The organism is Bacillus sp. JKS001846 (assembly GCF_900176455.1).
Lineage (GTDB): Bacteria > Bacillota > Bacilli > Bacillales > Bacillaceae_G > Bacillus_A > Bacillus_A cereus.
Window position 1 is genome coordinate 176,434 of the sequence record NZ_FWYG01000002.1, and the last position, 26,226, is coordinate 202,659.

Below are 26,226 nucleotides of genomic sequence, written 5' to 3' on the forward strand. Positions count from 1 at the left end.
AACAGAAAGGATGATAGCAATGGCCAATAACAATTATCGTAGGCCCTGCCGTGGTCTGGGTTGCGTATTGTTTGTTGTTAAGGAAAGGTAAGGGATAAATAAAAAAAGAGGACTAAAGTCCTCTTTTTAATAAATACCTAAGGGTTACGCACAAATTGGAATTCCTAACGCTATTAAAGTCAATGCTACTTGAAGAGAAATCTCTAATCTAGCAATTTCAATTCCAGCAACTGAGACTACTAAAAAAGGTTGTCCATTAACGAACAAAACACAACTGTCCACGCTCACGCCTCCTTTCTAGTAATCTACTACAGTATATGAATTAAATGATAATGTGTAATAGGCAAATTAACGCATTTGATAGAATTAATAAATTTACCTTGTTTTACAAAACAAACGAACACTACGAACGAAAAAATACCTGAGACTATTGCCCCAGGTAAGCTTGTACGATTACTTGTATAATTGATTGTAAAAGCGCTCTGTCCGATTAGTGAAAAACTTTTCTTCAATAAAAGATAATATATTTATTTATAGTTCGGATCGGAAGGTTTTAGCTAACTGGTTACCAAGACCAAAGTAATGACGAAAATTATATATAAGTGGGCTCCATTTATTTGGGTCAATATGATTTTCTTCAATAATGATTTCCTTGTGAGCATGCACATGTATAGCTTGTGTCTCAACAATTGCAAAATCAGAAGAATAATCAGGAATTCGAATGTGTTTCACCCTTGCCTCAATTTGAATTGGACACTCCATAATTCGAGTAGGTTTTACCGATTTAGACTTAGTAGGTGTTAATCTACTAATATCATATTTTTCTTTTTCATATGTAAATCCATTCTTTTTCTTATAATCTGGAACGGGATTTTTCCCTGTATAGGGGGCTAACTGTTCAACATTCTCCCATAATGAAGGACTCGGAACATTGATTACACATTCAGGATGTCGTTCTAAATTTTCAATCGCTTTCCCACCAAGTCCAATCCCTAATATAATACAATCTCCTAATGCCCATGATGATGACAGAGGGCTGATATTTACTGTTCCATCTTCATTTAGCGAATTTAGTAAAATCACAGGAGTTCCATAGTATAGAATTTTAGGTTTAATAATTTCTGTATTTGGAACCTGATCCATTTTTTTTATCTTTATTTCTCCTCCTATTCATATGTTCTTCCTTATTTATTGTAGAATATAAACATTTCGATTATCATCGAAATATGGATTACATTAGGGGGATTAAAATGAACGCAAATCCAAATGTAGCACTGATTGCTACTCTTGTCAGTGAATCTTCTCGTGCAGCAATATTAACAGTCTTATTAGATGGTAGATTCCATCCTGCAAGCGAATTAGCATATATGGCAGGAATCAAACCACAGACGGCTAGTTTCCATTTGACAAAAATGGTCGATGCGAATGTAGTTACAGTTGAAAAACAAGGAAGACACCGATATTATGGGATTCGAAATCAGGAAGTTGCTCAAGTTATGGAGTCATTTTTATCAATAGCTCCACCAATTGAAATTAAATCATTAAAACAAGCTTCGGAAGATAAAGCGATGCGTTTTGCAAGAACATGTTATGATCATCTTGCGGGGAATTTAGGCGTACAATTAACAGATTCTTTAATTAAAATAGGTGTTATTTATGAAGAAAAGGACGGGTTTACTGTTACTGAAAAAGGAGAGTCATTCTTTACAACTTTTCAAATTGATCTTGAAAGGGTTAAGAAAAAACGTCGTTCATTCACACACAAATGTTTAGATTGGAGTGAAAGACGTCACCACCTTGCGGGAGCATTAGGGAATGCACTTCTAGAAAGACTATTAGAATTAAATTGGGTTCAACGTTTACCTGAAACAAGAGCAATAAAAATTACTTCTGAAGGGAAAAAGGGACTAAAAGAAACATTTTCTTTTGATATTACAAACAACTAAGTTTTGAATATAAAACAGCCGATTTAACCTTAAAGGGGTTAAAGCCGGCTATTTTGTGTTGAAATTTGCTTAACGTGTTTTTTTTCGAAATGTTGGCGATACCCCATGCCCATCAACCTAAGAAAAGCTAATACCCCAAAACATTAAAATGTAGTTTATATATATAAATCAAAATAGTGTAAAAATGTGTGTTTTGGTCTATATCTCTGTTAATTAGATTTGACGTAAACAGAAATTGAAAAGAATGCTCTAGATACAAGGGAAAGAGATGGTTATAGACGAATATGTCCATAAAATTACAGTTTATGTAAGGAGGTAATATGAAAAGAAATACATTAAGAATTCAAATTGTTATTTGTTCTTCTCTCGTTTTTATGATTTGTATTTACGGAACATGGAGCAAGTATTTTAGAACAGTTCCCGTTAAAGAGAATGTAAAGGAGTTTACCCCACAAGATATAAAGCCAGGTAGCAAAAGCGCATATGATCTTCAGCTTGAAATGAATACAGATGGCCTTTTTAATGTAGAAGCTTCAATTTCAATCCAAAATCAATCTGACAAAGATTGGTCTAAACTCTTGTTTTATTTTATCCCTAATATTTTTACGAAGGAATATGCCCCTCAATTGGAAAAGCCTGCAACTGTTCGTATGAAGGAATTCTCTGTTAATGGAAAAAAAAATCCCTTCAACCTCACAGATGATACCCTGACTGTACCGTTAAATGAAAAGTTGTCACCTGGAAACGTCATAAATGTTAGAGTTTCCTATGATTTTCGTTTACCCGAAGAAGGGAACCGTTTTTCAAAAAAACGTGAAAATTATTACTTGGCTCAATGGTATCCAATGGTTCCAACATTCCGAGAGGACTGGAATAAACAAGCATATCGTGCCAAGGGTGAGTTTTATCATACCTCGTTTAGTGACTTCTCACTTAAATTAAAAGTGCCACCAGATTATACAATAGTTACTTCAAGTGAAAGTGATACATTTCCTATTAATAATACAAACGTAATGTATGTAAAGAATGTGAAGGAAATGTTTGTGGCAGTTTTGAAAGAACCACATATGATTGAAAAAGAAGAAAACGGCGTAAATATACGAGTGTTTAGTGTTGAAGATAAGCCAGAACTCCTTAGTGAAGCCAGCTTGCTCGCATCGAAAGCCGTAGCTTATTTTCAGCAAGTTATAGGGAAGTATCCGTCTAAACAGTTGGATATTATCTTGGATGAAAAAGGAATGGAGTATCCAGGAATTGTAACAGTTGGATCCGTTTCGCAACCGACTAAAGTATTAGAAAACTATATTGTACACGAAATAGCTCATCAATGGTTTTATGGAGTAATAAATAACGATCCTTACTATCATGCGTGGTTAGATGAAGGATTGGCGGTGTTGGCAACAAGTCTGTTTTTCTCAACGCAAGAAAACAGAAACATAAATGAAATGTTTCATCAAGATTTGTTGCCAAATATGAAAAGAAGACCATCTAATCTTCCCTTGGACAAATATCCGTTAGAAGAGCAAAATAATTACATCTACGGTCAGTCAGCAAGTGGATTGTGGAATGTTTTTAACAAAAATGGAGGACAGAAGACAGCTGAACACTTTTTAAAACAATATTATGAAACCTACCAATATAAAGAAGTTGATACACAAGAGTTTGTTGCATTTTTGAAGCATTATCTAAAACTAAAGGATAATCAACTATTTGACGATTGGCTGCAACTGGATAAAGATAAACTTAATGAAAGATAGAATACTGTATTCAATGGACGTGTTAGTACACAAAAATTTAGTAAGAATTGTAGCGGTATTAATTGAGTAACATGTAGATCAAAAACAGAGGAAATAAGGTAAATGCATATAATTAATTAACCGTAGGGAAGTAAAATTTCCGTTTTGTTGAAGGAACGCTATCAAGCTAAGATAATTTAGTATCTATATAATGAAAAGAACGCTATTCTATTTGTAGAAATATACAGAAAGGATGGCGTTTTTATTATGAATTTATCGATTTCTGATGAACTACAATTGTATTCTAAAGAATTACAACGGTATATGTCATCACATGCTTTAAATGAGTTAGCTAGAGAGATAGGATTTGTTCAACGAAAAAGTAAATATCGTGCACAAGATTTAGTAGCTCTTTGTGTTTGGCTAAGCGAAAACATAGCCCATACTTCATTGACACAATTATGTAGTCGATTAGAAGCTAATACAGGTATTTCTATGAGTTCAGAAGGACTCAATCAACGTTTCAATTCTCAGGCTGTTCAGTTTTTACAACAAATCTTAGCACATTTACTTCACCAACAATTTTGTTCTTCTAGCAAGATTCCAACTTTGTATACAAACTATTTTCGGCGTATTCGTGTATTGGATTCTACACATTTTCAGATTCCGAATAAATTCGTTTCTACATACAAAGGTTCAGGAGGGAGTGGTCAAAATGCTGGTGTGAAAATCCAACTAGAGTATGATTTACTAAGTGGCCAGTTTCTACATGTTCATGTAGGATCAGGAAAGCACAATGATAAAACGTATGGTTCTACTTGTTTAACGTCTCTGCAACCGAACGATGTATGTATACGTGATTTAGGATATTTCGACTTAAAAGACTTACATACCATAGACGAGCACAGTGCTTATTTCATCTCCCGACTTAAGCTCAATACACGTATATATCAAAAGAATAAAGAGCCTGAATACTTTCAAAATGGAACAATAAAAAAGCATTCTGAGTACATCCAATTAGATATGGAGCAATTCATTGACCAATTACAGTCAGGTGAAACATATGAAATTCCTAAGATTTATATTGGTATGTATCAAAAGCTTCCTGCAAGACTAATTCTGTATAAATTAACTGAAACGCAAATGAAACGTAGACAAAAGGATTTAGCATTAAAAGAACATAAAAAGCAAATCATCTATAAAGAACGCAGCAAGCGGCTTAGTGCAATTAACATTTACATTACAAATATTCCTTTGGAATATCTACCAAAAGAACAAGTATACGATTTTTACTCCTTACGATGGCAAATTGAACTTATCTTTAAAACATGGAAATCATTTTTTCGTATTCATCAATGTAATTCTGTAAAATTAGAACGACTAGAATGTCATTTATATGGACAATTAATTAGCATCCTTCTTTGTTCCTCTACCATGTTTCAAATGCGCCAATTACTCCTCATCAAGAAGAAACGAGAATTAAGTGAATATAAAGCGATTTATATCATCAAAGATTATTTTCTACTACTTTATCAAGCCTTACAAAAAGACACCCAAGAATTAACAAAGATATTATTTCGTCTGTTTAATCTCTTACAGAAAAACGGACGAAAATCCCATAGATATGAGAAGAAAACAGTCTTTGATATCTTAGGCGTCGTATATAACTTTTCTATGTCTCACAATCGTGTAGCGTAATTAAAAATTTGAAACCCGATAGGGTTTATTTAATATGCAAATTTTTAAAGAACTTACACTGGGGCTTTAGAAAAAAGAAAAACCTTAAGTGAAATTAAACTTATATAAGCTTAGCTTGATGGGCATGTGGCGATACCCCACATCCATCAACTTAAGGATTCGGGCTATTTTTGAAATTAAAAGCGCGTTACTATTTTCTTATATTAATGAGAAAGGGTGACGTGCTTTTTATGAATATGCATCAAAAGCAAGAGTTGTCTTTATTTGCCGAAGAGTTATATCGATATATGTCTCCCGCTACACTTAATCAATTAGCTATAGAAGCAGGCGGGATGAAACGAAAACGGAAGTGCCACGGGCATCATTTTTTATCTTTGTGTGTATGGCTAAATCAACAAGTCGCTACTACCTCTCTTACCCAACTATGTAGTCAATTAGAAACTTCAACAGGAGTTTTATTAAGTCCGGAAGGACTTAATCGGCGATTTAACTCGGCTTCTGTAGCCTTTTTTCGTACTGTATTTACTACGCTTCTACAGGCTAAGATTGGAGGCGTATCTAAGATTTCTCATTCTCTTTCTTCCTACTTTGAGCGCATTCGCATCCTTGATTCTACAACCTTTCAAGTTCCAGATCGATTCGCAGCTATGTATCCTGGTGCCGGAGGATGTAGTCATAAAGCTGGTGTGAAAATTCAACTAGAGTATGACTTGTTGAGTGGAGAGTTTTCTGATGTGAAAATTGAACCAGGAAAACGAAGTGATCAGGCGTATGGTGCGACTCGAACAGACATGATACAAAAGAATGAGCTGTATATCCGTGACTTAGGATATTTTCGTCTACAAGACTTTAAGTCTATTCAAGACAAGCAGGGGTATTATTTATCCCGTCTTAAGTTACCGACTAAAATATATAGAAAAGAGTTCGAAACAGTCGTATTTAAAACAAAACCTCCTCAATTGAAACCAGTATATATACAAATTCATTTGGAAGACATTATGAAACAATTAAAACCTGGCCAAGTTTATGAATTACACGATGTATATGTAGGGAGTAAAGACAAACTGCCTACTCGTATTGTAGTTTATAGATGTACCGAGGAGCAAAAACAGAAACGCTTACGTGACCGAGCTATTCGTGAAAAGAAAAAAGGGATTACATATACAGAGCGCACGAAGCTTTTACAAGGTATCACGGTATATATGACAAACATTCCTACGGAATGGGTACCAAAAGAGAAAATCTATGACCTATATTCATTACGTTGGCAAATTGAGCTGTTATTTAAAATATGGAAATCTTGGTTTCAAATTCATCGTTGTAAATCTATTAAACAAGAGCGATTAGAATGTCATCTTTATGGGCAACTCATTAGTATTCTATTATGTTCTTCTACTATGTTTAAAATGCGAGAACTCCTATTACGTAAAAAACAGAAAGAACTAAGTGAATATAAAGCAATGTATATAATTAAGGATTATTTTTCACTTTTTTACCAAGCATTACACAAAAACACCCAAGAATTATCAAAGGTTCTCCTTCGTCTGTTTAACCTCCTACAGCACAACGGACGAAAATCTCATCGGTACGAGAAAAAGACAGTCTTTGATATTTTGGGTGTTGTTTATGAGTATACCACTTCTAATCCTCAGGTAGCATAGTAAAAAATTGAAACCTGTCAGGGTTTATTTGATATGCCTACTTTTATAAAATCTATAAAAGATAATAAAAAATTATATAAAAAAACCACATTTTGTTTGAAAATATCCCTTAAGTTGATGGATGTGTGGCGATACCCCATTGCCATCAACCTATTATTACAGGGATCTCTTTTCTATTTACTTATATTTTCATCGTTACTAAACTTTACTCCATCAGAAGTTTGTTTATATCCCAGGTTGCCTCGTGTGAAAATAAGAATAAGCAAAGCAATAAACCCCAGCCCTATCACTACAAATGTATCTGTACTCTTTAAAACGGCGTTGGTGGAATGAGTTTGTACCAAGCTAAACGTATTTACACTTGAATGAACTAGCATGACAATAAATAAGTTACCGTGATTACAGTTATAGATCCAAGTGAGAATGATTGAGATCGGCAAACACAATAAAATAAAAATTGGCAAGTGAATATATAGGAGAGAAAGGTCAGAACCCGGTCCACCCCTTTGTGCAGCCGTTAAGAAATGTGGAAGATGCCAAAAAGTCCACAAAACACTAAGTAGTAATGTAGCTTTTAACGGTCCCAATTTTGATTGTAATCTAGGCAGAGCGAAACCACGCCATCCAATTTCCTCTGGTAAAGGTCCACCGAGAAAGAAAATTGCTACAAAAGAGATGAGATAGGTTATAAAAAATTCAAAATTAAGGTCGCGGAAAGTAGGTATCTCTCCATTTAATATCACCATACCTAGAAACATTGCAGCGGGGATAACGATGAGGGTAAACAAGTACCACTTCAAACCGACTTTAGTAGATAGGATGCTTTTTCTAACTTTTTTCCATGACTCTTTGCCTTCAAGGGTTCGAAACATGATATATGCTGCTAACATAGGGCCTACAAATGCATTGGCAAAAAAGAAAATATCAAATGCCTTTGTTTTAGGAAAAATACCCCATTTCGATAAGATAAATGGAATTAATACAACCCACGAGAATAAATATGCCATTACAAAAAATGAAGTTAACGGATAGGATTCCAAATACCCTCTCAGGCCTGTTGATGAGTTTTTTGATTTTGTTAAATGCTTCAACACAATCACCTCTCCATTTATAAAATACCGTATATGTGCTAATTCTACATATTTTCATAAAGAACCTTTTTAACGTAATAGAGTTGAGTTTTTTGTAAGAAAGGAGCGATACATTACCAAAGAAATGTAGAAATTTCTATAATAGTTTCCTTCATTTTCGTGTCTATCTTGAATGCATCTGGGGGAGCGTCTCATACCTATCAAATTTAGAACATAGACAAGATGAACTTCGTCTTTTAAAACTAAAATATTCTTAATGCAGAGGTACACTCAAAAAAATGTAGTTATTAGTGCTTCACTAACATGATTCGTTGAACCCTCAATATAGAGGCATACTAGATTATGATGTTTTTCCGAAACAAATATCGTTAAAAGTTTTTAGGTTTAGAGAGAGTTATAGAGGGTATACATACATTATAAAGAGTTGGTTAGAGATAAACTTTATAGTGAATCGGTCTATAAAACTTACATTCTTACTTTAAATAAAAAGGTGGGGAGTATATATGAGTAAAAGGTTAATGAATAAGAGGATTCTATTTATTTTGTGAACGAGGAGCGTGTGAAAAATGAAAAATATGAAACGTAAGCTAGGAACCTTTGCACTTACAATGATTGGGATTGGTTCGATTTTAGGGTCTGGCTGGTTATTTGGTGCATGGAAGGCCGCCAAAATATCAGGAGGGGCCGCTATCTTTTCTTGGGTCTTAGGAATGATTGTAATATTATTTATTGCCTTACCATATAGTGAGTTAGGAGCCATGATTCCAGAGGCTGGCGGAATGGTAAAATATACACAATATTCACATGGAGATTTCGTAGGATTTATTGCTGCATGGGCTAATTGGATAGCCATCGTCTCAGTTATCCCGGTTGAAGCGATAGCGTCAATACAATATATGAGTTCATGGCCTTGGGAGTGGGCAAGTTGGGCCAAGGATTTAGTAGACAATGGTATGTTGACTTCCAAAGGTCTTGCAGCTGCTTCTTTACTTATTTTAATCTATTTCTTTTTAAATTATTGGACTGTTAGTTTATTTGCGAAAGTAAACTCGTTAATTACTATATTTAAAATTGTAATTCCTGGTCTTACAATTGGTGCATTGCTATTTGTTGGATTTCATGGAGAAAACTTTACCAGTCATCAGGACTTTAATGTATCTAATTGGTCAAATGTATTAACTGCTATGGCAACATCCGGTGTCATTTTTGCATTCAATGGTTTTCAAAGTCCAATTAATATGGCTGGTGAAGCAAAGAACCCAGGGAAATCCATTCCTCGGGCAGTTGTAGGATCCATTTTAATTTCAACTATAATATATGTATTATTACAAATTGCTTTTATCGGCGCTGTAAATCCCAATATGTTAATTAATGGATGGTCAAATTTAAATTTAAATTCACCATTTGCTGATTTAGCGATAGCACTAAATATTAATTGGTTAGTTATTGTATTATATTTAGATGCTTTTGTATCTCCTTCTGGTACAGGTACTACTTATATGGCAACCACATCACGCATGCTATACGGAATGGAGAAGAATGGATATTTCCCTAAAGTTTTTGGGAAATTACATCCTATATATGGTGTGCCTAGATTTGCCATGATGTTTAATTTAATGATTTGTTTTGTTTTTTTATTTTTATTTAAAGGATGGGGTGTTTTAGCTGAAGTTATTTCAGTAGCTACATTAATTTCATATGTTACTGGACCTATAACAGTAATGACTCTAAGAAAAACTGCACCTAATTTTCATCGTCCTTTCTATATAAAGAGATTAAACATTATCGCGCCTTTAGGTTTCATTTTTGCATCATTAACATTATATTGGGCAAGATGGCCATTAACAGGAGAAGTAATGTTTATTATTCTTATGGGCTTACCTATATATTTTTATTATCAATTAAAAACAAAATGGGTTGGATTTAAGAAGAATTTTTTAGCTGGATTATGGATTGTGGGGTATTTATTATTTATGATTTGTATATCGTACATTGGAAGTGAAAGATTTGGTGGGTTAAATATTATAACTTACGGATGGGATATGGTACTCATTTCAATTGTTTCTTTTCTATTTTATAGATGGGCTATAAATAGCGGATTTAAAACTAAGGATCTAAAAGTAGCACAGAAGATTAATCGGACAATCAGTTAAATGCTATACATAAATTAGAAAAAATGAATTTCTAAGAGTTAACTTATGATATTTTGAAATTTTTAATTAAGAGTCACCTTACATGCTCATCACGCTAATATTTTAAAGTATCTCCAAAACGAAAAATTTATTATTTTATAGTTATTTATGAGAGTTTAACTCATTTTCTTCGTTTGTGGGAACTACCAATTCCTTCAGTTGATGGGTATGTGGTGCTAGCCCATCAAGGGTTACCAACTACAAAACGCGGATATCGTACGTTATCAAGACCTAAATTCAAAGAAACCTAAAATATAAGAGTCCTAACATATTATATATGACTAATATGTTAGGCTTTTTTACTTTTTTTACTGATTTTTGGATCTGAGTTTGCGTAATATTTTTCTTTATTTGGATGGTAAGAAAAAGAATCCAGTTTGAAAAATCCTTGATCAAAATTGATTCCACTTTTGAGATTGACTATTTATCTTTCATAAAAAAGTTTGATCATTTTTGTGATTTTCCCTCCATTAAAGCGCTCTATAATGGAATACCGAAAATAGAAATTCGAATGCAAATTAGCTTATTTTCCTTCAACTAACGCCATCCACCCATGGTAAAGTTAACACTTTTCCCCATAAGGAATAATGACTTTGTTTAATAATCAGTATCATTTTGCTAATGTAATGAACCTACTTTATTAATTTTCAACGGAAACCCTCTTCATTAATCGCTTTAATTTATTTTCAGTATCTGTTTCCCCTACTGGCGTGTAGATACTGCACCGTAAATCCATATCACCTTGAACTTGAAGAGAAGTTAAATTAAACAACATTTTTCCTGCTTTAGCATGTCTGAATTCAATTATCATGTCTGGAGCCTTACTCACTTGACTTTCTTTCCATAAATCCTGGAATTCTGGATGGGAATGACTCATTTCTTTAATAAACTGGCTGTACCATTCATCGTCTAAATAGCGTCCATAATAGGTACGGAAAATCGCAAGAAAACCTTTCACAAAATGGTCCCAATTGACGGCCAATGCTTTTAATTCTTTTCTAGTGAATACTAAACGAATCAAATTTCTTTGATCATTCGGTATTTGCTCAAAATCTAAAAAAACATAAGCTGCTGCAGGATTCCAGCCTACAATATGGCAATGTCGATCCGTAATGATAGTCGGACAATATGTTAACTCATCTAGTATTCGTATTAAAGAAGGGCTAATCTTTGATTGATCTTTTTTTTGACTTGTAATTTCTGAATTTGTTTCGAATGCCAGGTCATATAAGTAGTCGGTTTCATCAATATTTAATTGCAAAGCTTTAGAAATACAATCAAGTACGAGTGTAGAAACCTTTATATCTCTTCCTTGCTCTAGCCATGTATACCAAGTGGTGCTTACACCTGCTAACTGTGCAACCTCTTCTCTTCGTAATCCAGGTGTTCTTCTCCGGTTTCCGGCAGACAAACCAACAGACTCTGGAGTAATTTGGGCGCGCTTAGCTTTTAAGAATGCCGACAGAGCTTCAAGCCTTGTTTTATTATTCATTTTTAAAACCCCTTATCTTATCAATTTATCCTAGTAGTATTTATACTAGGATAAATCCCCCCTTGTAATAGGATAAATTGACTGTAAAATACAAGTATATTATTGATTGGAGGGAATGCAAAGTGGAAAGAGTTGTGATTACTGGTATGGGAGTAGTTTCTCCTATAGGAAACGACATCAAGACATTTTGGAACAATCTAATTAAAGGGGAATCTGGTATAGCTAATATCGATACTTTCGATGTTACCAATCATAAAACAAAAATTGCGGGTATCGTCCAAGATTTTGATGCAGATGAAGTTTTAGGAAAGAAAGAAGCAAGACGTTTAGATCGTTTTTCTCAATTTGCTTTGGCTGCAGCTGAACAAGCTTGGTCAGATTCTAAGTTAGACCTCGATCGTATAGATGTAGAAAGGTTAGGAGTATACGTAGGTTCAGGTATCGGAGGAATTGAAACCTTGATTGAAAATGTTGATGCGCTTAGGCAGAAGGGGCCAAGAAGGGTCAGCCCAACTCTAGTACCTGCCATAATGTCTAATGCCGCTGCAGCACAAATTAGTATCAAGTGGAATGCGATGGGACCTTCTATGTCACCTGTTTCTGCCTGTGCAATTGGAAATACATCTATCGGGGAAGCCTTTAGACTAATTCGTTCTGGAGAAGCTGACGTTATATTTGCGGGTGGAACAGAGTCAGCTATAACAGACTTATCAATAGCAAGCTTTGGTAACGCTACAGCATTATCAACAAGAAACGATAATCCCACGAAAGCTAGTCGTCCATTTGATGGAAATCGAGATGGATTTGTCATGTCAGAAGGAGCTGGAATTCTAATCTTAGAATCTTTATCTCATGCTTTACATAGAGAGGCAAAGATTTATGCAGAAGTCATTGGATATGGTGCAAGTTCAGACGCATACCATATCGTAGCTACACATCCGGAAGGTAAAGGTGCTTATCTTGCAATGAAATCAGCTTTAAAAAATGCCAATATATCGCCTGAAGAAGTTGATGTTATTAGTGCCCATGCAACAAGTACAAAAGTGGGAGACACCTCTGAAACGATGGCTATTAAGCAGCTGTTTGGAAAACAAGCTTATCAGATTCCGGTAACAGCTAATAAATCTATGCTTGGTCATATGTTAGGGGCAGCTGGTGGAGTTGAAGCAATTGCTCTAGCAATGAGCTTAAAGGAAGGGACAGTTCCTCCAACAATTAACTTAGAAAATCTTGATCCATTATGTGATCTGGATTATGTACCATCTGTTGCTCGCCAAGTGAAAATAAATATAGGTCTATCTAACTCATTTGGTTTCGGAGGTCATAATGCAGCCATTGTTTTAAAGAAATACGAGTGAATAAGCTTTCTAACCGTTTCTAGAGGAAACGGTTAGAATTATTCAATAAAATGGCCCGTTTGCTTAATAAGAAAAAATCCTACATTATCAAAAGTCCACATATAAAAGGTTTAACTTTTTTTAAAATCGACAATTAAAAGTACTTAAAATCTTTTGTGAGCTCATAATAGATGATTTTTGGTACCAAGGTTGAAGAATTCCTTCTTAGCTTTAATTCAAAAACATCAAAATTACTGGAAGCATAAGTTTACCATAAACAAAAAGAACCATAACCTTGCCAATCCGGAAAACTTATGGTTTATATCACACCAAAATCAAGTAAATACTTTTCAAGACGAGATAGGCCCGAATCCAAGACAACCCTCGTCTATTAAAGGTGGGAATCCATACGATACTACTAAAGAATATAATGAAGGCGAAGAGGAATTTAGATGGATGCAAGGAAAGAACGCATAAAATACGAGAAGATGTCAAGGAACTATGAACGTATTTATTTAATCTCATTTATCCTATTAATAGTACTTGTTTGTAGTAGTGTAATTATCATAGGAGCGGCAGTGGGAAAATATGGAGTGTTTTTGTTGTTAGCAATTTTATTTAGCGCACGTATTACTAAAGAATCTCAAAAAAAGTATAAGCAGTATTTTAATAAAGGGCGTATATAAAATGATACATATCTTGAAAAAACAACATAGATATACATTTAAAATATCCCTATTTCATCATCTATTAACTAGTAAAAATAACCTTATATAAATAATTTTTTAGGAATTTAGGAATAGAAAACGTATCTTATTAAAATGTTATTTCCGTTCATATAATGAATTATCTTTCTAGCATATTTATAAGATTTATATCATATTTTAGGAGAAAGAATGCAAGTTAGAAAGGAGCATTATAGAATGAGTTATTTGGAGGGAAATGACTTTAGTGAACAAAATATGGTAAGTGTACCTAATCCCTATGTATATCAGACATTACAATCAGTAATTGGTAAACATGTGGTTATTGAAAATGTAAGAGGAAAGTTAAAGGATGTGAAACCAGATCATTTGCTAATTGAAGATACGGTACCGTATATTGTACGAATTCAACAAATTGTATGGATTATGCCAAAACAATGATCAAATTGGTTTCATGGACGTCCGAAGAAAAACACAGGGTTTTATCTCTGTGTTTCTTCAAATTTTCTTTTTTGGATATATGCTTGAGCATGGATAATTTCTTTCTGAAGTTCTTTTAATTCTTCCGTAGATCCTGATTCAATCTTCATGTACGTAGTAACTAGACTAATCATCATATCCATCTTCTCTACTATATTTTGAATGACTTGTTCAGATTGTTCTTTTTTAGGATGTTGTATTGCTATTAATGCATTTTCTATATAATTATTCTTTCTTTGCTGGATATCATAAATAAACTGTTTTGTGTTTGAGTTCATTTGTTTTTCCTCCGTTTTAGATATATCACCATTCTATCATATTTGAATGGATAATATTAGATTCCCCTAAATTGACAACTGTCTCGCACATCTCCCTTAAATATAGAAACTAATTCCTTAAAGTATAGGGAACTAATCAAAATATATCAATTTTGTGTCTAAACGTACAATTTTCTTTTTTGATATGGTGAGCCCTAAGTATAGTGCCCAATCCGATGTAAACCCCTCATTAACAACGGATATTTCCATATCTCTAATGCCCTTATGGATTTTATACTTGAACATAGTATCAAATTTAAATGAGCAAATCTATTTCAAGTGAATAGAATCCACTCTATAAGAATGCATAAAATATATACATACAAGCTTAGTCTGATCACCACATCATTAGTGAAAGTAGGATTCTATAAATATTGATTGTAGATTCCTACCCAACTACTATATCAATTACTAGTGGATATTCGAAGCATGAACAAGAAACATAAGATCTATGAAAGCCCCTGAGAACATTGAGTAAGTTGGGCAAGTTACCGTTTTCACTTTATGCGGTCTCCAAAGGAATATTTATCTGTTGCAATGCTAAGTAACTATGATGGATTTGACTCTAAAAAATATGCTAACGACATAGCAAAAATTGCGTTAGGAAAAGTAACAAACAATAGAGCTTAGATTTGCAATGACAAATGCTTTTTTTCATTTGATAATTACTTTACCAATACTCGAGATGTTTGCGGATACATTTATTTTTGGGATACATAATTATATTTAGAGAATACCCAGTTGCAGTATTTGAATTTTTAATAAGAAGGGATGCGTAGGAATGAACTCACAGAGACAAGGCTATGAAGGCTGGTGGCAAGGTGGACACGGTGGTTGGCAAGGCGGACATGGTGGTTGGCCGGGTGGACATGGTGGTTGGCCGGGTGGACACGGTGGTTGGCAAGGCGGACATGGTGGTTGGCCGGGTGGACATGGTGGTTGGCAAGGCGGACACGGTGGTTGGCAAGGCGGACACGGTGGTTGGCAAGGTGGACATAGTGGTTGGCAAGGCGGACACGGTGGTTGGCAAGGTGGACATAGTGGTTGGCAAGGCGGACACGGTGGTTGGCAAGGTGGACATGGATATTAAAAAGATACTATAAAATCATTTTTTATACAAAGTTTGTACATTTAGTTTCTTATTAGATTATGTATTTTTTAAAAGTACTCTTGAAAAGGAGTGCTTTTTTATTTTCCGTTGATTTAATTAAATCAAAGAAGTATCTTGTACTCCTTTTTTAACTTTTTCTAAATAGAAGTTTTCTATAAGACAATGACCTTGCCTTCCAAACAAATCGTTATTGTAGCGCTTTTATCAAAGAAAAGTTCTCGTGACATCCCTTTGATATTTAAAAATATTAATAGTCTATTGTGTGGAATTTTTCGATAATTTAGGTTTAACACCTCTGATATAGGTGTATTACATATTACATAACAACTAAATAAAAAAATAAAAAATCTAAAGGAGGATTGATACCATGCATAAGAAGGAAAGAAAACCGGTGGTTCATGAATATCAAAATGAACAGGAAGTAGTTATGAAAGTAAAGGAGCTTGAATTGCAAGGGATTCACCAAGATGACATTTATGTCTTAGCACATGAAAAACAACGAACAGAAAGGATTTCGGATGGTACAAACACAAATACGATTGGAGTAAAAGAACAAGGATTGGGCACAAGTATTATCAACTTTTTCTCCAGAAAAGGGGACGAGCTCCGAAATCAAATGGAAGAGATGGGGCTATCGAGGGAGGAAGCTAACTTATATGAAGAAAAATTAGATCAAGGAAAAATTTTACTCCTAGTTACAGCTGAAACACCAATTGTGGGTGATAGACACCCACAAAGCTATCATTCTCTCTAATAAATTGCAACATCTGATAAATAGATAAGGTAATATTGAAAAAAATAAAATAGAGAAGGATGAGAAAAATGAAACATACAATACTAACTAAAATTAATGAATTTATATACCTACATTCAAATTAAAGATAGCTTTTCAAATATTTTATTAATATTTTTCATCATTCATATCCCAAACGAAGCGACAGATAAACTATGTATTTTTTACATAATAAAATTAAAATTACAATAAATAATAAAAGGTTCAGCAATCATAGGAGAGCTGAACCTTTTATTATTTTTCTTTCCCTATTCTGCCTAAACTATCTTTAATAGTTGTTTCCCCAAGTTGAGTGTATAACAACGCTGTATCTTGACTCGTATGCCCAAGTTGCTGCATCACTTGTAACGAGTCTTTTTCTTCCATATATAATTTATTTGCTAATGTATGTCTTAATTTATGAGGAGACATTCTTTTTCCATAGGCCTTAGTATATTTTTCTACTATATCTTGGATAGCCCTAACAGAAAGAGGCTGTGCAGTATGTTTATACTTCGATAAGAATACATTTTGTAATTCTTTCCCTGGAGCATATTTGCTATCCCTAATTTCCATATATTTTTCAAGATCATTCAATGCAATTGGGGTAATCCATACTGAATCTTCTTTATTTCCTTTGCGAATTACATCAATTAGTCTTTCTTTTAGGTTTATATCCTCCATACGGAGATCGGCCAATTCACTTACACGAATACCACTACCAAGAAAGAGGGAGAGGATGGCTACATCACGCTCTTTATCTCTTAGGAAATAGAATAACTGATGTTTTGTTAAAGATTTTTCATGTTCGTACTTAACATAATTCAGAAATTCTTGATCATCATCATTATGGAATATTTTAGATCTCATACGTTTTGCACGAGCATTTAATGTTTCTTTATCTTTATGTATTTCTATTTTAGCCATTACATTTCTATAAAAATAGCATTCTCCATCTTCATTCTCTGATAGGGAGGTGAGGTACTTAAATAAAGACTTTAAGGCCGAAATTTTTCTGTTAACAGAGGAATTCTGCATGTTTTGTTGTAGTTTTAGAAACCTCATAAAGTTCTCAATATCTTTTTTCTTTAAATTCTCCAAATCAGAGAAGGATATGTCTTTAATAGGCTTAAATTCAATAATTTGTTCAGATAATAGCCAATTAAAGAAGACTCTAAAATCATATACATAATTCAGTAGGGTGGAGGGAGAGGCATCATGCAATTCTTTGTACTCCACAAATTCTTCTATGTAAAAGGGCATTTCATTTAAATTCTCGTATAATTTCTTACGATGTACGGATTTTTGACGTTGTTTACTGTAATCCATAAAAATCACCTCATATATACTATAACAGAAAAGAGTAGCGAACACAAGTTCGCATTAAATTCAATTTTTACACAAACTTATTTACATAATTAAATTATGAAATACTAAAATATGCTCAAAACTGAATGGTACAGTGTAGTTAGTCAAATGAAAATTATAGCTAACTAAGTGATAAATTTGTATAAAACCATAAAAATTAGTGCAAAAACTACATATAAATGTATGTAAATTAAAACAATTTTTATATATAAATTCATACAAAAGTCAATATATGAAACGGTTTAAAATTCGTTATCTAACATGAATTGGTTAATTTAATCATGATTATGAGGAGTTAATTAGATCAACATAAGAAAAATCCTATATATTAAAAGGTAATTTACTATGTAATTTTTCAATGAATAGTTCAGCATTTAATGATTTCTATATAAAATATGAATTATATAGACACATACCAATATACAAAGATCCATGCAATTGAGCTCGAAATCCTTAAATACTGTATTAGATTTTTATTTATACATCTTATTGTTCGTAAAATTGGTATTTCGTGCGAATTTGTGAGTATTTATTTTTCCACCTCTTTATAAAGGTATCATATACCTTACCTTTCATCAGTCTAAATATCTTTTAGTTTCATATACATTCAGCTATACATTATTAATATTGATTAAATGGTCGCTTATAGGATATAGCCAGTGTATAACATTTTAATACAAATCAGTTAACTTTAACTCCTTAAGACTAAATAGATGGTGTATTTTACAAAATATAATTGTTGTGATGTCGAAATAGAGCATTTCCTTTAATTCTTTTTATTGTACTTGATTTAGCTGAGCATTCCGCTAAATATTATTTAAATGCAGATTTCAAAATATAACTACTAAATTTCTCTTTCTATCTCAATGACATAAGTATTCTTTTTATTTTGAGATTTATTCACTTGTTTTTTACAAATACCTATGAGATGTGTTATGTAAACTGATTATAAGTAAGTTATTGTAATGTATGCTTTTGGCTTCATGTAAGTGCGAATCTGTACATCCGCATTCGCACTTACATGATATATGCCAATTTGACTTATATAACTGTGCTCCAGTATATATCGTTTAATCTTTTGATTATCAACTGAGATTGTAATAGCGTTTGCGCCAGGTGCGTATATATCCTATCTTTTAACACTCTCACTACTAATACTAACTAGATCAATTCTTTATTTTTTCAGATTCATATATTCTTCTAAAGTTAGTTTTTCTTTATATATATTTTCAGCAATATCTCCTACGTAACGTACATGCCAAGGCTCATAAGCATATCCAGTAATATTCTCCTTACCTTTTGGGTAACGAATGATAAATCCTGCACGATGTGCGTTATCTTTTAGCCATTTGCCCTCCTTCGTATTTGCAAAGGATAGCTCTAGTTCATTGTTCGCGCTTTTTGATGAAACATCCATTGTTAGCCCTGTTTGATGTTCACTATGCCCTGGCTTTGCAGAGAAGCGATCCGTATGCTCTTGCCCATTCTTTTTAACATTGCTGGCATACAGGCCTTTTTGATACTCATAGGAACGAAATCCTGAAACAGCATTCAACTGTATACCATCTTGCTTAGCTAAAAGAAATAGTTTTTCTAACGCTTCCGCTGCTTCTTTACGAAGATGACTCTTTTCTACCGTTCCACTAAATGAGAACGGTACATTTGGTACAACTAAATCTTCTGGCTTATAGTCTTCGGGTAAACCATATTCCTTATTTACTACAGCCTGTATACTAGCAAAAGAGCTTGCTATCTTTCTTGAAGTCACATTTTGCTTTCTATTTTTTTCATTATTTATGGAGTTTTCACTAGTTTCATGGTTTGTCTTATATGGTTCTTTACCAATAGATACATTAGTGTAAACGATAAAGATACCTAATATTACTACTATACAAGTTAAGGTTCCTACTAATTTAAATCTCATCATTCATTTCCTTCCTGCAACGCCTACTGTTATTCATTCATCATACTGTAACCATGTCAAATCCATATTAATTCCCTGTGAACTTTTCTTCATAGCGTATTTCTTAATAGATTGATAGTATATCTTCCCGTACTTTTGACACCATTAAAATATCAGTTCTATTCATACGTGTAGAAAAATAATCTAAAAATTTGTATAATAAGATAAGAAGTGTAGCATTCTATTATAGAAAGGTCTTGGTATAATGCTAGGTATTGATGTAAAAAAAACAAAAGAAGAGTTAATAATTTCATGGCAATTGGCGGAGGTTACAATCCCATTACGTGAGGTGCTTGAGGTTACCGAAGATGCTACCTATGCGGGAGTTGAAGAACCAACTGCAATCCGTATTGGAACAGCATATGGGACAACTGACCGTATATTAATTAGAACTGTAAAACAAAATTATGTATTATTTACTACAAACAAAGCGTCGATTTTAAAAGCTATTCTCGCTTAAATATGGTCATATAAATAGACTCAAACAAAGTTCGAATAAAGCAAAGGAGAGAAGTCATAGAATAGACTCCTCTCCTTTATTTAATTGAAATGAATATTATAATCCATACTCATTTCAGTATAGCTTTTATAACTTAAGAACATCTTTCTTTTTGATTCTGATATTACTAATCAAATTAAGACCAAATCCACACATCATCATTATTTTGAGTGCTATTGTTTACCTCATGCACTTTTTCGATGTGATCAACTGTGTTGTAATTAATAGAAATGCCGCCCCAGCCTACATACTTCATATCAATTTTCACTTTCTCACCTGTTTTAAATATTTGTCCCTTTGTTAAGAACACGTCAATAACATCTTTCTCCCCATTTTGTGTTGGATACTCAACTACGACATATTTAGTAGCACTGTCTTCCATCGTACCTACTTCTGATACTTCACCAATTACATAATCAGGTGAGCCATTTTCTTTCAAATGCATACCTAATTTGTTTGTAGTATTCTCAACTTCAGTTGCAACCATATACTCCGTAAAGTTACGCATCATTGATCCAGTTGCTTTTACTTCGTCTCCTACTTTCACATTTGAAAGATTTTCTATATACACACTAACAGGTTCTTCGTATTGTTTAGATTTCACAACAATCACACCATGATCCACTTCTACTACGCGTCCTTCTAACGTCGAGAAATTCGTTTCAATAGAAGCTGCACTCGCTTTTGTTGCTTCTAATCCTGGTAGATTCGTTCCTGATAATGCTGCGAACCCTAAAGCACCTGCTAAGATTAATTTTTTCATACCCATTCGATAACATCTCCATTCATGATGATTGTATTTGTTTGATTGGTATCACCAAAATGTAACCATTATAGTTACATGTTGTGCGAAATTGCAACCGTTTTACACATGCAATCTTGCATATCATTATCCTAGAATATAAAATTGAGAGCTCGCGGTCTTTAAAATTAATTAATTTTAATAATAAATTGTGGGAGCTTTTCTACATTTGAAATTATCAAGACCTAACTTTAAAAAAGTTAATACATTAAAGGGCATAACATTTTAATCATATTAATATGTTATGCCCTTTATTATTCAACTAATGCACCCGTTAGCTTAATAAAATCACTACGTCTATTACTTTAAATCAGAGGATAACATTCCATATACAAGACTATCTGTCCATTCATTTTTACTCCAATAATCTTGTATGAAATGGGCTTCTTTTCTCATGCCTATTCGTTCACACAATTTTTGTGAAGTTATATTACGTGCATCAAGATTAGCTTGTATACGATGTACATTAAATTCATCAAATAATTTAAATACCAAACTACTTACTGCTTCAGTTGCCAAACCTTTCCCAGCTACTTCATTTGAAAAACAATAACCAATCTCAACAGTGTCTTTCATATCTGTGTACCATACAGATAGATTACCCACTACATTAGTCTTGTATATGACTGCCAAACTTAAATTTGATTCTGTAGTGAGTACATTGTTTACTAACTTCTTATCGAATCTTTTCTGCATATCTTCATGAGACCACTTATTATGTAATAGGTACTTACATGTATCATCACTATTATAAATAGCAAATACATCCTGTAAATCAGTATCCTTAAAGGGTCTGATTATTAATCTTTCTGTTGTGATTTCCAAGCTAGCTTTCCTCCCTTACATTCATTCTACAAAACATTTTTTATAGTATTGAAACCTCCTTCTCAGATTTCGCCTAGATTACATATTTCATCATAGTAAATTAAAATCCTTCTTCCACTAACTGCACCGTTAGCTGCATAAGAAAAAGAGCTACAATCGCAGCTCTTTAATTACTATTGCATCAATGTGCTTGTACGTAAAAATCAACAATAATGTTATTTAATTTGGACTCCATACCTTCTATCTATTAACTAATACTGTATTAGTCCTCATGTCTTTCATGCATCTCTATTTTTTTATGTAGTAAATCTTTACCCCAAACTTGCATTGCTTCTAATACAGGTATAAACTTTTCACCTTGCTCTGTTAGTGAATATTCTACTTTGGGTGTTACGATTGAATAAAACTTATTATTCCGTCAATAATAAAGATAGGCATTAGCCAAAACTCATTTAAAGTCCTTAGTCTTTCTCCTTTCCCCTTGGAGATTCCTTGACCTGGAGCTGTTAGCTTTACTAACTGCTCCTTTTTTGTATCTGTAAAAGCATGATTTAATTTGCATTTGTTTGAATTGTATACAGAATGCTTTCCTATAGTAATCGGTACATGAAATTCCATTCTATATGAAGATTACCTGCGTAATGCACCAGTAGCTTCTACTCGTGCATTTACTCTATTAAACTAGAACCTGTTTTCATTTCACCTTCTCTACGAAACTCATGCCAATTCTCTATACGTTCTGTTATATCAACGTAAACCAAAGAAAATGGTTTACTTTTTTCATTTATAGCTTAGAAAGAATATATTTTAATAGTGTACTAGAAGACTTCTGATACACTATTTATTAAATACAGTAAATTATGTGAGAACTATTGGTATCCCAATAGTTCTCACATCGAAGTTAAGATAAGAGCGAAATAACCACGTTAATTTTTTTAGTTTAAGTATAATTTTAATTAATGAAGCACCTTTTCTATAGCTTACGTATAGGACTGATAAGTGCAATAATAACTTCAATCATCTTTGTAGCTGATGCCAAAATAAATATTGCAACAGGATTAAAATCGGAAATGATACCACCTACTAGTGCTCCTAACGGCATAGCTAGACGGGTAAAATGGATTTTTTGAACAAGATAGATCCTTTCGTACGTCAACTTTTTCTTGTGCCAGTTTTCGTTATCGGACTCGGCGTTTATGTTTCATACGTCACAAAACGCATATGGGTTGCGCCTGTTCTTACACTTCTGTTAAATACCCTATATAATACGTGGTATGCTCTTAGCAATTATCCCGTATCATATGTCAACTGAAGCATGATTACATCATGGTCCAGTTGACATTTTTCGTCATTTCATTTCTGATAAGTTATATCCTCGTGAAGGGATTCTATAAAAAAGTATAAAAGCTATTTCCGTAATATTTGTTGTTATGCGGAATTTTTCACCACTCCTTAAAAATCCATATAAAATCGTAGTGTAATCAATAAAAATTAGGAGTGAAGTAGAATGAAGAAAAAAGAGAAAACTCATACACTTGAACAGAAATTCGAGTAAAAATTGTTAAAAATATTAAGACACAAAGGTTGTCTGGCTGATGCTAATGATGACGAAGTTTTGAGGAGAATAAAAGTTGATTTTGAAGACGGAGTGATTCTTAAGATAGACGTTTGTAACGGTGTTCGTGACGATAACAGTTCGCCTTATATGAATGTAAACTGATATAAAGATAAAAGGTTTTTATATGCGTTTGGTACAGATCCAGAAGGTGAACTCATTGGAACGTATGACCGTCGATATGCTTCAGAATCTTAGCTTTGATGATTCTATTTTCATTTTGTTTCTTACTCAACCAGGTACAGGGTTCCTTGCCTGCTCGACCAATTCTGGATACTGCAGTTTACCCGTAAACTCTTCTTTTTTTACAGGTACGGGCGCTGCCTCATAACTATCCTCTTCTCTCTTATTTTGCTTTGTTTCGCTTCCTTTCTGCTGGTCTTTCTCCGCTAGATTTCTTGTAACGGAGATTCCATTGTCATCTTTGCTACTACCCCCTGTTACCAATCCTAAAATCATGCACAATGTAGAAATGAGCCATAAAAATTTCTTTATCGTATGCCTCCCTCTCTTCTTGTTTTTCTTCCCTTACATCATAACGAGATTGGAATCAGTGTTTGAAAAACTATTGATTTCTATGATTGGACAAAGATTTATGTATAAATCCATTGCTTAACTCCTCTATTCTTTCAAACGGACTTTTTATGATATGTATGCAGGATTCCCCCATACATGTACCGAAACCCCAATAGGGAAACATTCCACTAATTACCATTCTTATTTCATACCATTATACATTCGGAGGTTAAACAGGATGAAAAAAAAGAAGTTACAAAAATCAGCACTTTCTTTTACCTTACTCTTTTCTTTAGGTGTTTCTTCTTTTCCGCTTACAACAACGATTCATGCGGATACACAAAGGGCACAAACTGCAGAAAAGAAACAAGTCTCTTTAACGGAGCGTACGACTTTATTTTTTGACTATCTCCAGCAAGGTAAATATGCAGAGGCACTTCAGTTAACGTCTGCTGCTTTTCAATCCAAGTTTACGGCAAACATATTACAAAACTGGTGGACACAAAGTGGCGGGAGCAGGATTACAAGCATGGGAATACCAGTTATTAAAGAACGAAACTTAGTCCATCAAACGGTTGAAATTCCAGGAGCTATCGAAGGAACTACTATTCCACTACTCCTTAAATTCACGCCTGGCGGCAAAATTGATGAAGTTGGCGTAAGGACGACGCCACAGAAATCTTATACCATCCCACATCCTAGTTATGACCAACCTGATTCCTACCAAGAACGTGAAATCGTAATTGGAAATACTACATACCCGTTACCAGCCACATTAACGATTCCAAAACATAAACCTGGCGAAAAAGTACCTGTTGTTGTTCTTGTTCACGGTTCTGGTCCACAAGATCGTGACAGTACAATTATGGGAGCTAAAATCTTTAGAGACCTTGCAGCTGGGCTTTCATCAAGCGGTATCGCAGTGTTACGTTACGAGAAACGTTCCTTAGAACACGGTTTTAAAATGAGTGCAGAACCTGCTACATTAGACCAAGATACTACAGATGATGCCATATATGCAGCGAAATCAGCAGCGCAGCAGGAAGGTATTGACCCAGGTAACATTTTCATTCTCGGACATAGCCAAGGAGCTGGCACCATGCCGCGTATACTAAGCAAAGCACCTTCATCACTTGTAAGAGGAAGTATTTTAATGGCACCTCCTGCACGTCCTTTTACTGACATGCTCCTTGATCAGTATCAGTACCTCGGGGCACCTAAGGAATTTATTGATGAACTAAAAAAACAATTCGCTTATATTAAGGATCCTACTTTTGATCCAGATCACCCACCAGCTGGTTATAATTATCCTTCTCCACATTTCATGTATGATGTGACTCGTTGGCGTCCAGTTGAGGAAGCGAAATCACGAAAAGAGCCATTACTGATTCTGCAAGGCGCACGTGATTATCAAGTAACTGTAAAAGACGAGTTTACGAGATGGCAAGAAGGGCTTTCAAGCCGCAGTAATGTTCAGTTCAAAGAATATCCGAAATTGAATCACATCTTCACGGAGGGCGACGGGGAATTCAGTCACCCTAGTGAATACGAAGTCCCTTCCAATGTTCCTGCGTATGTCATCCAGGACATCGTTACATGGGTCAATGAGACAAAGAAATAAGAAAACAACAAAAGCCATCATGCAATCATCATTTCGTGATGGCTTTTGTGATATTAAAACATGTTATATCAGAAATTAATCGCTTCTATGAATTGATATTTTTACAGCACTTATTTGCTTCATATCTTGCTATTCCTGGTCCGTCAGTGCAAGAATACAAAATTTATTTCGATATGTAATAATGCATATTATTTCTCTTGGATGTTATGATATACTCTCTTTGTGAGCTGATACAATATTTCTTTAGATTGGAAAACTAAAACCTCATTAACCCAAGTTGGGGGCGCCATTTGGCGTCTTTTTTTAGTTTTGCTCCATAGGCATTTAGTTTAGATATTGAAGTAACCCCAAAACAAAAAATAAGCTGCCCATTTGGAAAACTTATGTACATCATTTTCGAATGCAGGAGTTCCATCTTTCAAAACTAACCTATTAAATAGAGTTAGATGTATAAACTATATTAGTATCGGAATATTCTCG

At 33.8% G+C, this 26,226-nt stretch carries 22 protein-coding genes and 4 pseudogenes; 13 read left to right on the forward strand and 13 right to left on the reverse strand.

Features of this window, described 5'->3' with window-relative positions; genetic code table 11:
* Positions 1-144 precede the first annotated feature (144 nt).
* Both B9A45_RS29740 and B9A45_RS29745 read right to left on the reverse strand, forming a co-directional pair.
* Positions 145-282, reverse strand: a complete 138-nt coding sequence (locus B9A45_RS29740) for a DUF3956 domain-containing protein (protein ID WP_000376550.1) — start codon at positions 280-282, stop codon at positions 145-147.
* Positions 283-531: 249 nt separating this feature from the next.
* The gene (locus B9A45_RS29745) at positions 532-1,152 is read right to left on the reverse strand and encodes a flavin reductase (protein ID WP_084065735.1); all 621 of its coding nucleotides are present in this window, start codon (positions 1,150-1,152) and stop codon (positions 532-534) included.
* Between the two features lie 98 nt (positions 1,153-1,250).
* Here B9A45_RS29745 and B9A45_RS29750 point away from each other — a divergent pair, with 98 nt between their 5' ends.
* From B9A45_RS29750 to B9A45_RS29765, 4 genes are all read left to right on the forward strand, one after another.
* Positions 1,251-1,946, forward strand: coding sequence for an ArsR/SmtB family transcription factor (locus B9A45_RS29750; protein ID WP_084065736.1), 696 nt, complete (start codon positions 1,251-1,253; stop codon positions 1,944-1,946).
* Positions 1,947-2,266: 320 nt separating this feature from the next.
* Positions 2,267-3,703, forward strand: coding sequence for a M1 family metallopeptidase (locus B9A45_RS29755; RefSeq protein WP_084065737.1), 1,437 nt, complete (start codon positions 2,267-2,269; stop codon positions 3,701-3,703).
* Between the two features lie 246 nt (positions 3,704-3,949).
* Complete coding sequence (locus B9A45_RS29760; RefSeq protein ID WP_084065738.1) at positions 3,950-5,380, forward strand: IS4 family transposase; 1,431 nt, start codon at positions 3,950-3,952, stop codon at positions 5,378-5,380.
* Positions 5,381-5,610: 230 nt separating this feature from the next.
* Positions 5,611-7,041: an IS4 family transposase gene (locus B9A45_RS29765; protein WP_001055922.1), complete on the forward strand. Its 1,431-nt coding sequence runs from the start codon at positions 5,611-5,613 to the stop codon at positions 7,039-7,041.
* Positions 7,042-7,214: 173 nt separating this feature from the next.
* On the opposite strand, the gene B9A45_RS29770 is transcribed toward B9A45_RS29765, so the two are convergent.
* Positions 7,215-8,135, reverse strand: coding sequence for a CPBP family intramembrane glutamic endopeptidase (locus B9A45_RS29770; RefSeq protein WP_084065739.1), 921 nt, complete (start codon positions 8,133-8,135; stop codon positions 7,215-7,217).
* 563 nt (positions 8,136-8,698) lie between these two features.
* On the opposite strand from B9A45_RS29770, the gene B9A45_RS29780 reads away from it, so the two are divergent.
* Positions 8,699-10,285, forward strand: a complete 1,587-nt coding sequence (locus B9A45_RS29780; RefSeq protein ID WP_084065741.1) for an APC family permease — start codon at positions 8,699-8,701, stop codon at positions 10,283-10,285.
* 679 nt (positions 10,286-10,964) lie between these two features.
* Here B9A45_RS29780 and B9A45_RS29785 read toward each other — a convergent pair.
* Entirely contained in the window at positions 10,965-11,816 is an 852-nt protein-coding gene (locus B9A45_RS29785; protein ID WP_084065742.1) for a helix-turn-helix transcriptional regulator, read from the reverse strand.
* Between the two features lie 122 nt (positions 11,817-11,938).
* Here B9A45_RS29785 and fabF point away from each other — a divergent pair, with 122 nt between their 5' ends.
* The 3 genes from fabF (at position 11,939) to B9A45_RS29805 (ending at position 14,298) form a co-directional block, all read left to right on the forward strand.
* The gene (gene fabF / locus B9A45_RS29790; RefSeq protein ID WP_084065743.1) at positions 11,939-13,174 is read left to right on the forward strand and encodes a beta-ketoacyl-ACP synthase II; all 1,236 of its coding nucleotides are present in this window, start codon (positions 11,939-11,941) and stop codon (positions 13,172-13,174) included.
* A gap of 431 nt (positions 13,175-13,605) precedes the next feature.
* Positions 13,606-13,839 carry a hypothetical protein gene (locus B9A45_RS29800; RefSeq protein ID WP_084065744.1) on the forward strand — a complete coding sequence of 78 codons (234 nt, stop codon included), beginning with the start codon at positions 13,606-13,608 and terminating at the stop codon, positions 13,837-13,839.
* A gap of 237 nt (positions 13,840-14,076) precedes the next feature.
* Positions 14,077-14,298, forward strand: a complete 222-nt coding sequence (locus B9A45_RS29805) for a DUF2642 domain-containing protein (protein WP_084065991.1) — start codon at positions 14,077-14,079, stop codon at positions 14,296-14,298.
* Between the two features lie 41 nt (positions 14,299-14,339).
* On the opposite strand, the gene B9A45_RS29810 is transcribed toward B9A45_RS29805, so the two are convergent.
* Positions 14,340-14,615, reverse strand: a complete 276-nt coding sequence (locus tag B9A45_RS29810; RefSeq protein WP_001087710.1) for a hypothetical protein — start codon at positions 14,613-14,615, stop codon at positions 14,340-14,342.
* 416 nt (positions 14,616-15,031) lie between these two features.
* Between B9A45_RS29810 and B9A45_RS33030 the strand changes: the two are divergent.
* A pseudogene (locus B9A45_RS33030) lies at positions 15,032-15,284 on the forward strand (hypothetical protein); the annotation flags it as partial.
* Between the two features lie 151 nt (positions 15,285-15,435).
* Positions 15,436-15,744, forward strand: a complete 309-nt coding sequence (locus B9A45_RS29820; protein ID WP_084065745.1) for a hypothetical protein — start codon at positions 15,436-15,438, stop codon at positions 15,742-15,744.
* A gap of 117 nt (positions 15,745-15,861) precedes the next feature.
* Here the strand turns inward: B9A45_RS29820 and B9A45_RS33035 are convergent.
* Positions 15,862-16,013 (reverse strand): annotated as a pseudogene (locus B9A45_RS33035) (acyl dehydratase).
* A 119-nt stretch (positions 16,014-16,132) separates the two neighbouring features.
* Between B9A45_RS33035 and B9A45_RS29830 the strand changes: the two are divergent.
* On the forward strand, positions 16,133-16,519 hold the full coding sequence (locus tag B9A45_RS29830; RefSeq protein WP_084065746.1) for a YflT domain-containing protein: 387 nt from the start codon (positions 16,133-16,135) through the stop codon (positions 16,517-16,519).
* A gap of 273 nt (positions 16,520-16,792) precedes the next feature.
* Here the strand turns inward: B9A45_RS29830 and xerS are convergent, their stop codons facing one another.
* Positions 16,793-17,866, reverse strand: a complete 1,074-nt coding sequence (gene xerS / locus B9A45_RS29835) for a tyrosine recombinase XerS (RefSeq protein ID WP_084065747.1) — start codon at positions 17,864-17,866, stop codon at positions 16,793-16,795.
* A gap of 1,213 nt (positions 17,867-19,079) precedes the next feature.
* A complete protein-coding gene (locus B9A45_RS29840) occupies positions 19,080-19,829 on the reverse strand; it encodes a M15 family metallopeptidase (protein ID WP_033657586.1) in 750 nt (249 codons plus the stop codon).
* Between the two features lie 244 nt (positions 19,830-20,073).
* On the opposite strand from B9A45_RS29840, the gene B9A45_RS29845 reads away from it, so the two are divergent.
* Complete coding sequence (locus B9A45_RS29845; RefSeq protein ID WP_084065748.1) at positions 20,074-20,328, forward strand: SunI/YnzG family protein; 255 nt, start codon at positions 20,074-20,076, stop codon at positions 20,326-20,328.
* 175 nt (positions 20,329-20,503) lie between these two features.
* Here B9A45_RS29845 and B9A45_RS29850 read toward each other — a convergent pair whose 3' ends face one another.
* The 5 genes and pseudogenes from B9A45_RS29850 to B9A45_RS33040 all read right to left on the reverse strand — a co-directional run bounded on the left by B9A45_RS29850 (position 20,504) and on the right by B9A45_RS33040 (position 24,056).
* Positions 20,504-21,136, reverse strand: a complete 633-nt coding sequence (locus B9A45_RS29850; protein ID WP_084065749.1) for an ATP F0F1 synthase subunit alpha — start codon at positions 21,134-21,136, stop codon at positions 20,504-20,506.
* Between the two features lie 333 nt (positions 21,137-21,469).
* Positions 21,470-21,994, reverse strand: coding sequence for a GNAT family N-acetyltransferase (locus B9A45_RS29855; RefSeq protein ID WP_084065750.1), 525 nt, complete (start codon positions 21,992-21,994; stop codon positions 21,470-21,472).
* 262 nt (positions 21,995-22,256) lie between these two features.
* Positions 22,257-22,409 (reverse strand): annotated as a pseudogene (locus tag B9A45_RS31980) (winged helix-turn-helix transcriptional regulator); the annotation flags it as partial.
* A 558-nt stretch (positions 22,410-22,967) separates the two neighbouring features.
* Positions 22,968-23,108: pseudogene (locus B9A45_RS29865) on the reverse strand (MFS transporter); the annotation flags it as partial.
* Positions 23,109-23,840: 732 nt separating this feature from the next.
* Positions 23,841-24,056 (reverse strand): hypothetical protein, encoded by a 216-nt coding sequence (locus tag B9A45_RS33040; protein ID WP_256891730.1) that lies wholly within the window; start codon positions 24,054-24,056, stop codon positions 23,841-23,843.
* Positions 24,057-24,363: 307 nt separating this feature from the next.
* Here B9A45_RS33040 and B9A45_RS29875 point away from each other — a divergent pair, with 307 nt between their 5' ends.
* Positions 24,364-25,746, forward strand: a complete 1,383-nt coding sequence (locus tag B9A45_RS29875) for an alpha/beta hydrolase family protein (RefSeq protein WP_141403640.1) — start codon at positions 24,364-24,366, stop codon at positions 25,744-25,746.
* Positions 25,747-26,226 lie beyond the last annotated feature (480 nt).